This window comes from Halomonas sp. 3F2F (assembly GCF_014897805.1).
Classification (GTDB): domain Bacteria; phylum Pseudomonadota; class Gammaproteobacteria; order Pseudomonadales; family Halomonadaceae; genus Vreelandella.
In genome coordinates, this window is the sequence record NZ_JABUZE010000181.1 from 51,892 (window position 1) to 64,380 (window position 12,489).

Genomic DNA, 12,489 nt, shown 5'->3' on the forward strand with positions numbered 1-12,489 from the left:
CTCCTTAGTAATAACGCACAGCGGAAAAGGACTTAAGAAAAGCGCTTAAGCCACTTTGCCCAACAGCGAGCGTGCGACCACTTCTTTCATAATCTCAGAACTACCGGCGTAAATAGTTTGCACGCGGGCGTCTAAATAGAAGCGTGAAATGGGATATTCATGGGTGTAGCCATAACCACCAAACAGCTGAAGGCACCGATCAACAGCACGACACTGCAGCTCGCTAAGCTGTAATTTGAGTATCGCGGCCTCGGTACTTGTCATCGTGCCGTGGCGGTACCTATTAACGCACTGGTCGAAGTAAGCTCGCGCGACATCCAGCTGTGCCTTGATCTCAGCCAGCGTAAAGCGGGTATTTTGAAAGTCGGCCACGCGCTGACCAAACGCGTGACGTTGGGTAACGTAATCAAGCGTTAATGCCAACGCGCCCTCTACCGCGCCAAGCGCTTGCGCGCCTACGCCTAAGCGCTCCCGGGGCAGCTCTTGCATTAGATAGCGAAACCCAGCGCCCTCTTCCCCTAATAAGGCACTGTTAGGCAGTTGCAGCTGGTCAAATGCTAGTTCTGCCGTATCGCTGGCGTGCTGGCCAATTTTCTTAATGGGCTTGCCACGGGAAAAACCGGCAAGTGACGTATCAACCAAAAACAGCGAGACCCCTTTTGCACCTGCACTGGGGTCTGTTTTTGCACAGACAATAACGAGATCGGCCACTTGGCCATTGGTAATAAACAGCTTGCTGCCGTTGAGCAGCCACCCATCGGCTGTTTTGGTGGCGCGGGTTTTCATCGCTGCCAAGTCACTGCCAGCATGCGGCTCGCTCATGGCAATCGCCCCCAACCACTCCCCGCTTGCCATGCGGGGTAGCCAGGTTTCGCGCTGTTCATCAGTGGCTAAATTTTGCAGGTAAGGCATCACGATATTGGCGTGAATGTTGTAAGCGCTGGCTAGCCCACCAAACCCTTGCCGAGACATCTCCTCCAGTGCCAGTTGGGTGATGGCAATATCGGCACCTGAGCCACCATAGGTCTCATCAAGATCAATCCCCAATAGACCAGCGGCACCCAGCGCTAGCCATAAAGAGCGCGGTATTTCACCGTCCGCTTCCCACTGGTCATAGAAAGGTGCCACTTCCTGCGCTAAGCAGCGGCTGATCATGTCATGAAACAGCGCCTGTGTTTGCTCGTCCATGCTCACTCCTTTAGGTCTTGGCGCAGGTGACGTTTAAGAATTTTACCTGCGGTGCTTTTTGGCAGAGCCTCTGCAAACACCACACGCTTAGGAACTTTGTAGGGTGCAATCAAGTTTTTTGTATGGAGGATAAGTTCATCCTCGCTAACCACTTGCCCCTCTTTCACCACAACGACGGCGGTAATCGCTTCAATCCACTTTTCGTCAGGCAGCCCCACCACCGCTACTTCCGAAATAGCCGAGTGCTTAAACAGCGCCTCTTCCACCTCACGGCTGGCAACCAGCACGCCCCCCGTATTGATAACGTCTTTAATCCGGTCCACGACATATAAATAGCCTGCTTCATCGAAGTAGCCCACATCACCAGAGTGAAACCAGCCGCCTTGGAAAGACTCAGCGGTCATCTCCGGCTTATCCCAGTAGCCCGTCATTAACTGCGGCGAACGATGGACAATCTCGCCATGCTCACCGGGGGCAACGTCGTTCATTTCCAAATCAACAATGCGCGTTTCCACCGTAAGTATCGGCCGTCCCGCCGACGCAGGACGCTCTGCATGCTCATCTGGACGTAATACCGTTGCCAAGGGGGCAATTTCACTCTGCCCGTAGCAGTTATATAAACCAACGCCGGAGAAACGCTGCTGCATCTCTTCCAACACAGGCACCGGCATGATCGAGGCACCGTAGTACGCCTTCTTGAGCGAAGTTAAATCAAGCCGATCAACGTCAGGATGACGTAGCAAACTGATCCACACCGTGGGCGGCGCAAAAAAAGATACGATTTTTTGTTCGGTAATTGTCGCCAGACAGCTATCCGGAAGCGGTGCTTCAAGCAAATGAATGGGGGCGCCCAGTAGTAAAGCTGGCATCAAAAAAACGTGCATTTGTGCGGAGTGGTAAAGTGGAAGAGCGGCCAACATGGCGTCACTTCCCTTGATATCCAACTCCACCATGCAGGCCATATATTCCGCCATCAGCGCTTGGTGGGTCATCATTGCCGCTTTAGGCGCTGCTGTTGTGCCAGAGGTATAGAGCAGCTGTGCCAAACTGCTTCCCTCTACGGCGACCGCTGGCTCCCTTGTTGATGGCGAGGAATGCACATAAGCCAAGACATCAAAACGACCTAACGGGATATCTTGTTGATCAGCATGCAGTGTTCCATTGACCGTTAATGCTAAACCCTGGGTTGCCTGCTGCACTTTGTCAGCTAACGAACTATCGCTTAGCACTCCTTTCGCCCCGGACTGTTCAAGGATATAGCGCAGTTCATCACTACTTAGCGCAAAGTTAATAGGCACATGTACTAAGCCCGCTTTAGTGGCAGCAAGCCAGGCAATGACATAGGCATCGGAGTTTTTACCGTATACCGCCAACCGATCCCCAGGAGAAAGACCGGCCTTTAACAAGCCACTGGCTACGCTGTTAGCGGCATTGTTAAGCGATTGATAGTTCCAGGTTCGTTCACCAAACGTTAGTGCGAGTTGCTGAGAATATTTGCGAGCGCTGCGGTTTAGCGCAGCGCCAATCGTATTACGGTGAATTAAGGGTGTCTGTTCCATGCCAAGTCCTTATTGTTATGTGTTGTTAGGGCTTCAGCGTTTTACGAATTGTTGACGAGTGGGCAAACGCTTTCAGAAAGTGGCCGGAATGCTTCCTCGGCGGGAATCGTGCGCACAACTCTGAAGAGGTCATCCTCATCGACTGACTCTTCCGGTGTTTTCACTTCAACGAGATACATGTCATGAACCATACGGCCGTCCTCACGAATGTAGCCGTTCGTTGCAAAAATATCGTTAATGGGGGTATCGGCCATCTGCTGACGAACGGTTTGCGTGTCGTCTGTTCCGGCCGCTTCAATGGCTTCTAAATAGTGGCGGGTGCTGGAATAGAGCCCTGCGTGCACCATAGTCGGCATGCTGCCGGTGCGCTCACGGAAACGCTCTGCCCAAGCGCGTGTTTCATCAGTTAAGTCGTAATACCATGCTTTAGTGAACTGCAGCCCTTGAGCGCTCTCCAACCCAATGCTGCGTATATCAGTACTGAACAGCACCATGCCTGCTAGAATCTGTCCGGCTTGAGTAATGCCAAATTCGCCTGCCGTTTGAACGGCATTGATGGTGTCCCCACCGGCATTATTGAGCGCAATCACATCAGCACCCGATGCCTGGGCTTGCAGCATGAAAGAGGAAAAGTCATTGTTCGGAAAGGGGTGGCGCGCGCTACCTACTATCGTTCCACCGTTTTCGATGACCACACGCTCGACATCCGCTTCAAGTGCATGGCCAAATGAATAGTCGGCACTGAGCAAATACCAGTTTTTATAGCCTTCCTGCGTAATGGCTTTGGCCGTACCGTTAGACATCGCCCAGGTATCGTAAACCCAGTGAATATGGTTGGGAGAGCAGTGCTCGTTAGTGACACTCGAAGAAACAGCACCGTTCACTAAGCCAAGTTTATCCGCCTCTTCTAACAAGCCTACTGCTGCTAATGTAACCGATGAAGCCACTAGGCCAGTGACCATGTCGACATTGCGTTCATCAATCCATTCACGCACCACGCTTGAGCCAACGTCAGGGCTATTGCGATCATCAGCGCTAAAGACGACAACTTGGGCACCGTGTACGCTGCCACCAATATCTTCAATTGCCATCTCAATGGCGTCTTGCCCTAATGGGCCTATGGGATCACGATAAACACCCGACATATCAGCTAGATAACCAATACGGATTTCATTATCTGAAATACCTTCATTGGCGGCCACGCTGGGCGCATAGCTAGCCGTAATGACCGCAGCCGATAGCGCAGAAATAGCGAAATGACGTGATAAATGCATGCTTTTCACCTGTCTATTGTTATTAAAAGAGCCTTAAGCCCGATTTATTTCATGCTTCATCCTCATGTTAAAAGTAAAAACTGCTTTACTGTTTACCTATCGAGCCAGTTTTTTTGCAATTCGTGCCATTCGAATGAGATATCCATCCGGGATAGACCATTAGTCGTTGTTACTCTCCAGCGTTACAATGGCATTTCACAGCTGGCTAAATAATTAACGAGAGCTGGCTGCTATCGAATCTTTAACTGACACTGGGAGTGTGACGCTTGGCGACAAGTGCTGTGGATAGTTTTTTACCCGAGGCGCTGCAGTTTCGTTCTGGTGCCCCCTTGGTGGATATCGGCGCTAACCTGACTCACGAGAGCTTTCAGCGTGATTTAGCTGATGTCATTGCGCGGGCGAAAGCGGCCAATGTAGCTACCTTAATAGTGACGGGTACTGATATTGAACACGCTGAGCAAGCCGTAGAGCTGGCTAAACAGACCCCAGGAATATATGCCACTGCCGGGGTTCACCCACACGATGCTAGCGGGTGGAGTAGTGATGTGGCGCGCCAGTTGAAAGCGCTTCATCAAAAACCTGAAGTGGTTGCCGTGGGCGAGTGTGGACTGGACTTTAATCGCAATTTTTCAACGCCTCACGAGCAAGAGCGAGCGTTTGAAGCTCAGTTGGCGCTCGCTGCTGAAAGTGGCTTACCGCTATTTTTGCACGAACGCGACGCGGGGCAACGAATGCGTGAAATGCTGCATAGCTGGCGAGATGATATCAGCCAAGCCGTTATTCACTGCTTCACCGCTGATCGAGATACGCTGCACGGCTATCTCGATTTAGATCTTCATATTGGCTTAACCGGCTGGATTTGTGATGAGCGCAGAGGTCATCACCTTCGCTCAATAGTGAAAGATATTCCGTTAGAAAGGTTAATGGTAGAGACTGACTGTCCTTACCTGCTGCCTCGCAATCTTCCAGCCAAACTAAAAGGACGCCGTCACGAGCCAGCCTTGCTACCATGGATTGTAAGAGAGATTGCCCAGTGGCATGACGTGACTGAAACCGAGCTGGGGAACGCAACAACCCGCACTGCCCAGCATTTTTTCCGCCTTGATGCGGAAGCTTAAAAGGAGCGAAGCGTGGCTGATTACCCAGGATTTATTGCCATTGAGACGGGCGAAGATGACGGCTTGCCGCTGGCTATTGCCTGGTCTCTACCTGATGGTCGCATTAAGCAAACACTCATTCAGCCTGACGATAGCTGGATCAGTGAAGACACGAACGTGATGGGTTCTTATAGCATTGAAGAGCTAGAAAGCCTCGGCGTCAGCCCTTTGGATGTAATACGTGAACTAGAGACCGATCACTTCTCGGCTACGCTGTATACCAGCGATAACGGTGAGGATGAAGCAGCACTGGCTCGACTCTTTGACACCTATGGCTTGGATCCTTTTGTTGAATTAGCGCCGGCACAGGTGCTTTATGAAGCGATTAGCGCGAGAGATTGGCACCGCTTACGCAGCGAAATTTTTAACGACATGGGGCTCGAACCGATGCGGCCCGAGCACGAAATTGAAGTAATGCTAACGCTGCACAAACAGCTTACCGAGAAAGACTAAGCCGACGCGACCAGCGCCACGTCAAGTTCTCGCTGCCCCTGTTTAATGGCCTGAACTAAAGTATCTTGATGCTGATAATAGCGTGTCAACGCGATAAAGAAAGCGTTGGCACGCAATGGCAGTCCCTCTTCTAAATAACGTGCTGCTCTGGCATCTACTTTGTTGGCAAACGCATCCCGATCGACCTCAACGTCCCCACCTAAATTATCTACACTAACGTGGAATGTGCGTCCGCAGGCGTGGGTAAACAGCTTTTCCAGCGCCTGCGGGGCAATCTCCGCTTGTTCGAAGGCGTGCTGCTGCTGAGCGTCGCGCCCATCAGGCAAGTACCAGTATCCGTAATCTTCCAACTGCCGACGCTTCTCTCCTGCGATGCACCAGTGGCTGATCTCGTGCAGCGCACTAGCAAAAAAGCCGCGCGCAAAAATCACCTGATGATAAGGTGTTTCAGATGTAGCTGGGCGATATAGGGGTTCATCGCCACCTTTGATTAATCGCGTCTGATAACGTGCTAAAAACACACCATCAAACAGCGCCGTTATGTCGTGAAGCGTCCAACGCTCCTGCTCGTGAGTCACTATATACCTACGTCGTCGTTCATTTCGTAAAGTATACCCGCGCCTTGTCCAGATGATAAAGAGATGGCAAATCATTAGACAGCTACCGAGATCCTAGTAACTCCTGCTACTCTATCGGCTTTTGTTGGGTCACTTTGCTAAACAGGAAACATACCGTGGGCGGCTTTACTAGCAATATAAAATCCATCTATTGGCCAGAAACACGCACGTTGGTAGCGTTAGCACTACCCATCTGTGGTGCTCAACTCGCACAGGCGGGTATGAGCGTGGTCGACGTCATCATGACCGGCAGGCATAACGCCACCGACTTAGCTGCCGTTTCGGTTGGCTCAAGCCTGTAGATGCCACTGATGCTATTTATGACCGGTACATTAATGGGCCTTACGCCTATCGTGGCGCACCTTTTGGGTGGCAAGCGAAACAGTGATATTCGCCCTGCGGTTCACCAGGCACTGTGGGTCGCATTAGTACTCGGTTTCACTGCCGCTATATTGCTGTGGACAGTCGTGACACCTATCTTCGAACTTATGGGGGTGCCTCCAGCGGTTGCAAGAGAGTCTGCTGCCTACCTTTCCGCGGTTGCCTTCGGCATGCCCGGAATCGCCTTGTTTCAGGCGCTTAGAGCCTTTTCAGATGGCATGAATCACACCCGCCCCGCGTTATGGATTAGTTTAGTGGGATTAACCGTTAATATTCCCAGTAACTATTTACTTATCTATGGCGGCGATGGCCTAGTTAATCTATTGGGTGATGGATTACCCAGCGCTCTGCAACAGCTACCGGCACTAGGCGCATTCGGCTGCGGCATCGCCACAGCACTCTCGATGTGGACAATGGCCGTTGCAATGGCTCTCTATACCCGTAAAGGACACGCCTATCAAAGCGTCTCGATTTGGCAAACGCTAACCCCACCAACACTGTCCGGCATCCGTGAGCTTGTCGTAGTGGGTATGCCCATCGGTGTGGCTATTTTCGTGGAAGTGACGTTATTTACCCTGATAGCCTTGTTTATTGCCAGCTTTGGAGAGGTCACAGTCGGGGCTCACCAAATCGCCCTAAGCTTCACGTCTATTCTCTTTATGCTGCCGATGTCATTGAGCATGGCACTTACCGTACGCGTTGGTAATACATTGGGCCAACAACGTTCTGCTATGGCGCGCACTGTTGCTTGGAACGGTATCGTGATCAGTGTCATTGTGGCCGTCATCAACAGTACATTACTTTGGTTTACAGCGGTGCCGGTGATTTCGTTGTACACCTCCAATGCCGACATCCAGGCTTTGGCGCTCACCATCATATCCCTGGCAGTAATTTTCCAGCTATCCGATTCACTTCAAGTCAACTTAGCAGGTGCATTACGAGGTTATAAAGACACCCGAATCGTGATGGTCATTACCGTACTTTCTTACTGGATTGTCGGTTTAGGCGGTGGTCACTGGCTAGGAACTCACGGTCTAGGCGGCATGTCTGCCCCATTGGGAGTGCATGGTTACTGGATGGGCCTGATTGCGGGGCTCAGCACAGCCGCACTATTACTTGCTTGGCGGTTAAAGTGGATTAGCCAACAGGAGTAAGCAATGGCGCTCTACCCACAACTTATATTATGGCTGACTGCCAGTGCCAGCTTGCTACTAGTGAGCTGCGGAAACAATGGTGCTGAACAGCCTTGGGTAGAGTATCACCAACAGCTCACTAGCGACCTTGCAATTGCCGATATTGAGCGTCACCCTCCACCTAATATTGGTAAATTTCCTGAACGTCGAGAGCGGCTATTCAATATTCCTGAAACCCGAGAGGGTATGCTCAATATCTATGCGTTACGTGAGTGTCAGATAACATCACTCATTGCAGCGCGGAACAATCAGTTGGGGCGCGTTGCTCCCCCTAGCCAGCACTGGCTTTACGAACGCGCACTATGGCAACGCCTAAGTGCCTGCTGGAACAGTGATGTTCCTGACGGCCTAAGTGATGACAATAAGGCGCGGTTGGCTGAACTAACTGAGCTTAAGACAGAACAGCTACCAGCGGTCAGCTGGAATGCCATTTTTGATTCTGAAGAGTGGGAAAAAAGCTTTTCTCGAGCAAGTGCCCCCCTAAACAGCGCTGAACTACCTAATATTGACAATCAACTGGTTGCCGTTGATTACCTTGAGCGAATGGTGACGCACCAATTTAGCCAAGCATGGCAACAGGACTCTTCAGCACTTGAAAACCACCTTAAAGCGCTGCAAGAGAGGCCATTAACAGCAGAAATTTTACGCACACTGTTACTCGCCCACCAACGCTTAACGGAGGCAAACGTAGCACTTGAGTCAACGCGCTTAACGACTAGTGAATGCCTTCAAGATGATTTTCCAGCAGGATTTAATCAAGTTGAGCAGGTTTCCCTCAAGTGGCTTACAGCAATTAACCGACTAATTAATGCCCACCAAATAATGCCACCTGAAGTGGTTAAAAACTATCAGAACACTTGGTTATCATTGAACAACCCACAGGCTCCCTGGCAGCAACTTCAACAAGTAAAAGCACAACACCAAGCGTTGCGAGATCAATTTGCTAGCTGCTCCGATAATTAAAAATCACAAACCCCCTTAACCTTCTGGGCAACCTGTGCTATTGGTGAACTAAGTGGTAGGCAGCATACGCTGTTTACCGATGTCGTGACCACGCAGCACAAGGAGGGACATTATGGGCGCATCCCTGTCACCCCGCTCTGCCCAGGTCATCGACCTGGAAACCGTGCGTCAGCGTCAGCAGGCGCAAAAATGTTTGATCCGCCTAGCCCCTGAGCTAGATGGGTTAGAGATGGTCTACCAGCTCGCTGCGAGTCCCGACACGTATTACGGCCTACCTGTTTTGGCCTGGGGGCTACAAGAGAACGGTAACGTCATTGGCCTTGTGCCATGGATGGAGAAGCTCGCTGCTTGTCATGAACTCGACAGCCATGAAAATGGCCAGTTTATTGGCTACCGCGATCCAGAAACCGAAGAAATTTTCGCCCTTCCTCCTGATCATAAATACGACGAGCTAATGGCTTCAGCCAGTTACTTCGAGTATGAAGCTTCAGGAGAGGTTACGCTGATTCAACAGCTTCCAGACACCCTTGGCACTTATGCTTTATGCATGAATCATCCCGATGCACCCTGGAATATGAAGCAAGTCTATGGATGGCGTCTCTATAGCGATGGAAGTGTTGAAGCAGTTCTTGCCGATGAACAGCAAGCCACGATGTCTCCCATCCTACTGGGTGACAAGTGCCTTTACGATGCCCACTCCCGCCATCGCACGGTTTACTTTTTTCAACGCCATATCGCTAGCCGCATAATGGATGAAGACCCCGCGACACTGGAAGCTTTGGCGATGATGGTTGTTCCAAATAAAGAGGGGTGATCTTAACTAAGCACTTGCGAGGCTACCCAATCAAAGCCAGAGCCTGAAGCCAATATTAATGGCTAGCCTCGCATAGCTACAGAAGCTTTACGCTAGGCGAATAAAATACACGTAGTGGTCATCAGACTCCTCTTGCTGCAGTAGCTGGTGTCCCAAAAATTGACAAAATTTTGGCACATCGCGAGTCGTTGCGGGGTCTGTTGCTATTACCTTCAACACCTGCCCTGGCGTCATATCACGCACCTTGTTATGCATTAACATAATAGGTTCAGGGCAATATAAACCCGTTGTGTCTAACGATGCATCAAAGGCACTTGGGTCATACGTATTATCAGTCATCTACAATCTCGTTTAGGAAACAGACAGCATGATCAAAGTAATCATTGAACGGCGTATTATGCCTGGCCTGGAAGAAGAATATGAACTGGCTGCCCGCGAAGCAATGCGCGTTTCACTTGGCGTACGAGGATTTGTCGGTGGAGAAACGCTCGTCGAACTTGGCCATACAGATCGCCGCCTGATGATTACCAAATGGCGCGATCTTCGCGCTTGGAAAGAGTGGCATTCAAGTGAAGCACGTGCAGCGGCCATGCAGAGCATCCTACCTCTATTAACAGAAGATGAAACTGTCCGCGTGTACGAGCCAGGCTGTTAACACCCTCACGCTACTCCGCCTACCTTTCAATTAGTGAGCGAGCCTTACATGAACCGTCACTTCTTCCCGATCATGGTAGAGGTGGCGGCATGTAATCGTAGCGCGCACTCCCGCCGTTTCCAACGCATCTTCCAAAGTGCTAATACAGCGATTAACCTCGTCCCAGCGTTTCTTCATGGGCAGTTTTAAATTAAAAATTGCCTCTCGACACCATTTGCGAGTTAACCATCTTTCCACCATTGCTAACACGCGCACAGGCTTATCGACGATATCACAAACTAGCCAATCCATTCGTTGCGGCGGTTCCCAAGTAAATCCATCTTCTTTAAGATGATCTAACTGTCCCGTAGCCATTAGCTGCTTGTCCATTGGCCCATTATCAATGGCATAAACATACATGCCACGCTGGACTAACTGCCAAGTCCAACCACCTGGGGAGGCCCCTAAATCCGCTGCCTGCATATGATCCGCAAGCCTTGTATCCCACTCTTCTCGTGGAATAAACTCATGCCATGCCTCTTCTAACTTCAGCGTTGATCGGCTTGGTGCACGAGATGGGAAACGTAGGTGGCGTATACCATTAATCAGCTCACTTCGATTGTCAGGAAAACTCATACCCAACTGAACACGATCACCATCTGTCCAGAAAATATGTAAACGACGTGCACCGGCTTTACCGCGTAGTGCGCCCCGTTTTTTTAGCATACTCTGCAATGGCTTAGTCAGCGCTTTAATTAAGCCTGCCAATGCTTTGCCATCATTGGTATCTGGCGTTTCGTGCCAAATTTCTTCAAAACTCCAACGACTCGACTTTACCTGATCGAGAATAGCCGTAAGCCTATCATCTCGGGACAGCGTGAGCGCAGGCAGTGCAGCTAGACTTTGACGAGCAAAAATAAGTTGCTTAAACGCCGCTTTACGATGCAAATCATTAATCGGCTCTTTATCTAAGCGCGTTAAACTCACCCAACCTTCGCCTTGTGCAGGTTCGCAACTCACCTCGTGCTGTTTGGCGTGGTGTTGCATTTCAGCCAGAGCGTCGCTTTCAAACCCTGGGCGGCAATAGACAAGCCACGATGTGGGTACTGTTTCACTCACCCTTTCACCTCGAAAGTAATTTCATGTCATAGGTGAACATCTATTCAGAATAAAATGCCCCCGCTAATCGCCGCATCATAGCACTTTCTTTCAAATGCTTTCTAAGTAGTGAGATTAGTAGCGATAATTTATCTGCTTGATGCACTTAAAGCATTATCAGTGACCAACAAAAAACCCCAGCTTCAATTGAAGCTGGGGTTTTTGTTAATAAGTGCCTGACGATGACCCCACCCCCAGCCCTCCGAGCCGCCCTCGTCATTACCGCAGGTCCTTGCTCTCGTCATTCCCGCAGGCCCTTAGCGGGAATCCATGTTGACCTGGAGGTTCGGGCTGCTGCAGGTCAAGGTCAAGGTGGATTCCCGATAACCCCACTCGGGAATGACGGTGCGGTGACTCGGGAATGACGTGCGGTGACTCGGGAGTGACGGCTAGTCTTTTTGTTTAATAAGTGCCTGACGGAGACTCCACCCCAGCCCTCCGAGCCGCCCTCGTCATTCCCGCATGCCCTTAGCGGGAATCCATGTTGACCTGGGGTTTCGGGCTTCTGCAGGCCAAGGTCAAGGTAGATTCCCGATAACCCCACTCGGGAATGACGGTTCAGTGGCTCAGGAATGACGTGCGGTGCACGCTTCGGGAGGTGGCCGCCTTATACCTCCGCGCCGCCCTCGTCATTCCCGCAGGCTCTTAGCGGGAATCCATGTTGGGCTGGGGTTTCGGGCTGCTGCAGGCCAAGATCAAGGTGGATTCCCGATAACCCCACTCGGGAATGACGGTGCGGTGGCTCGGGAATGACGGTGCGGAGACTTGGGAACATCTCTAATTGATTTTCTTTCGCGCAAACAAAAAACCCAGCCGGTTGGCTGGGTTTCTTGCTAAATAAGTGCCTGACGATGACCTACTCTCGCATGGGGAGACCCCACACTACCATCGGCGCTAAGCGGTTTCACTTCTGAGTTCGGCATGGGATCAGGTGGTTCACGCGTGCTATGGTCGTCAGGCGTAACTTTTAATGCATATCATGCTGAACATGTCACTGATGTTTTGTGTCGTCTCTTTCGTATCAAGTCCTTCGTGTGTCACGTTGGGCTTGATTCGCGTATCCGGTTTTCATTATCACTGCGACCAGACCCCTTGGGT

General features: G+C 50.9%; 11 protein-coding genes, 1 rRNA gene and 1 pseudogene. 6 read left to right on the forward strand and 7 right to left on the reverse strand.

Annotation, left to right across the window (positions count from 1 at the left end; translation table 11 throughout):
• Positions 1 to 45: 45 nt before the first annotated feature.
• The 3 genes from INT21_RS18195 to INT21_RS18205 are packed head-to-tail and all read right to left on the reverse strand — an operon-like array spanning position 46 to position 4,021.
• Positions 46 to 1,188, reverse strand: coding sequence for an acyl-CoA dehydrogenase family protein (locus tag INT21_RS18195; RefSeq protein ID WP_193068415.1), 1,143 nt, complete (start codon positions 1,186 to 1,188; stop codon positions 46 to 48).
• A 2-nt stretch (positions 1,189 to 1,190) separates the two neighbouring features.
• Positions 1,191 to 2,747: a fatty acyl-CoA synthetase gene (locus INT21_RS18200; RefSeq protein WP_193068414.1), complete on the reverse strand. Its 1,557-nt coding sequence runs from the start codon at positions 2,745 to 2,747 to the stop codon at positions 1,191 to 1,193.
• Between the two features lie 41 nt (positions 2,748 to 2,788).
• A complete protein-coding gene (locus tag INT21_RS18205) occupies positions 2,789 to 4,021 on the reverse strand; it encodes an ABC transporter substrate-binding protein (RefSeq protein ID WP_193068413.1) in 1,233 nt (410 codons plus the stop codon).
• Positions 4,022 to 4,287: 266 nt separating this feature from the next.
• Between INT21_RS18205 and INT21_RS18210 the strand changes: the two genes are divergently transcribed.
• Both INT21_RS18210 and INT21_RS18215 read left to right on the forward strand, forming a co-directional pair.
• Positions 4,288 to 5,139: a TatD family hydrolase gene (locus INT21_RS18210; protein WP_193068412.1), complete on the forward strand. Its 852-nt coding sequence runs from the start codon at positions 4,288 to 4,290 to the stop codon at positions 5,137 to 5,139.
• A 12-nt stretch (positions 5,140 to 5,151) separates the two neighbouring features.
• The gene (locus tag INT21_RS18215; RefSeq protein ID WP_038483013.1) at positions 5,152 to 5,631 is read left to right on the forward strand and encodes a hypothetical protein; all 480 of its coding nucleotides are present in this window, start codon (positions 5,152 to 5,154) and stop codon (positions 5,629 to 5,631) included.
• On the opposite strand, the gene INT21_RS18220 is transcribed toward INT21_RS18215, so the two are convergent.
• On the reverse strand, positions 5,628 to 6,209 hold the full coding sequence (locus tag INT21_RS18220) for an elongation factor P hydroxylase (RefSeq protein ID WP_193068411.1): 582 nt from the start codon (positions 6,207 to 6,209) through the stop codon (positions 5,628 to 5,630). The two genes, INT21_RS18215 and INT21_RS18220, sit on opposite strands and share 4 nt — an antisense overlap.
• A 155-nt stretch (positions 6,210 to 6,364) precedes the next feature.
• Here INT21_RS18220 and INT21_RS18225 point away from each other — a divergent pair.
• The 3 genes and pseudogenes from INT21_RS18225 (at position 6,365) to INT21_RS18235 (ending at position 9,599) form a co-directional block, all read left to right on the forward strand.
• Positions 6,365 to 7,783: pseudogene (locus INT21_RS18225) on the forward strand (MATE family efflux transporter).
• A 3-nt stretch (positions 7,784 to 7,786) separates the two neighbouring features.
• Positions 7,787 to 8,785 carry a DUF3080 family protein gene (locus INT21_RS18230; protein ID WP_193068409.1) on the forward strand — a complete coding sequence of 333 codons (999 nt, stop codon included), beginning with the start codon at positions 7,787 to 7,789 and terminating at the stop codon, positions 8,783 to 8,785.
• A 112-nt stretch (positions 8,786 to 8,897) separates the two neighbouring features.
• Positions 8,898 to 9,599 (forward strand): hypothetical protein, encoded by a 702-nt coding sequence (locus INT21_RS18235; protein ID WP_193068408.1) that lies wholly within the window; start codon positions 8,898 to 8,900, stop codon positions 9,597 to 9,599.
• Positions 9,600 to 9,686: 87 nt separating this feature from the next.
• Here the strand turns inward: INT21_RS18235 and tusA are convergent, their stop codons facing one another.
• Positions 9,687 to 9,938: a sulfurtransferase TusA gene (gene tusA, locus INT21_RS18240; RefSeq protein ID WP_089037637.1), complete on the reverse strand. Its 252-nt coding sequence runs from the start codon at positions 9,936 to 9,938 to the stop codon at positions 9,687 to 9,689.
• A 28-nt stretch (positions 9,939 to 9,966) separates the two neighbouring features.
• Here tusA and INT21_RS18245 point away from each other — a divergent pair, with 28 nt between their 5' ends.
• Positions 9,967 to 10,254, forward strand: coding sequence for an antibiotic biosynthesis monooxygenase family protein (locus INT21_RS18245; protein ID WP_089037636.1), 288 nt, complete (start codon positions 9,967 to 9,969; stop codon positions 10,252 to 10,254).
• A 30-nt stretch (positions 10,255 to 10,284) separates the two neighbouring features.
• Here INT21_RS18245 and rlmM read toward each other — a convergent pair whose 3' ends face one another.
• Entirely contained in the window at positions 10,285 to 11,352 is a 1,068-nt protein-coding gene (rlmM, locus tag INT21_RS18250) for a 23S rRNA (cytidine(2498)-2'-O)-methyltransferase RlmM (RefSeq protein ID WP_193085574.1), read from the reverse strand.
• An 882-nt stretch (positions 11,353 to 12,234) separates the two neighbouring features.
• Positions 12,235 to 12,350 (reverse strand): 5S ribosomal RNA (rrf, locus tag INT21_RS18255).
• Between the last annotated feature and the right edge of the window lie 139 nt (positions 12,351 to 12,489).

Coding starts and splice junctions, on each gene's coding strand:
- INT21_RS18205 (WP_193068413.1), bottom strand. CDS start 4,021: ATGCATTTATCACGTCATTTCGCTATTTCTGCGCTATCGGCTGCGGTC.
- tusA (WP_089037637.1), bottom strand. CDS start 9,938: ATGACTGATAATACGTATGACCCAAGTGCCTTTGATGCATCGTTAGAC.
- INT21_RS18245 (WP_089037636.1), top strand. CDS start 9,967: ATGATCAAAGTAATCATTGAACGGCGTATTATGCCTGGCCTGGAAGAA.
- INT21_RS18195 (WP_193068415.1), bottom strand. CDS start 1,188: ATGGACGAGCAAACACAGGCGCTGTTTCATGACATGATCAGCCGCTGC.
- INT21_RS18230 (WP_193068409.1), top strand. CDS start 7,787: ATGGCGCTCTACCCACAACTTATATTATGGCTGACTGCCAGTGCCAGC.
- INT21_RS18235 (WP_193068408.1), top strand. CDS start 8,898: ATGGGCGCATCCCTGTCACCCCGCTCTGCCCAGGTCATCGACCTGGAA.
- INT21_RS18200 (WP_193068414.1), bottom strand. CDS start 2,747: ATGGAACAGACACCCTTAATTCACCGTAATACGATTGGCGCTGCGCTA.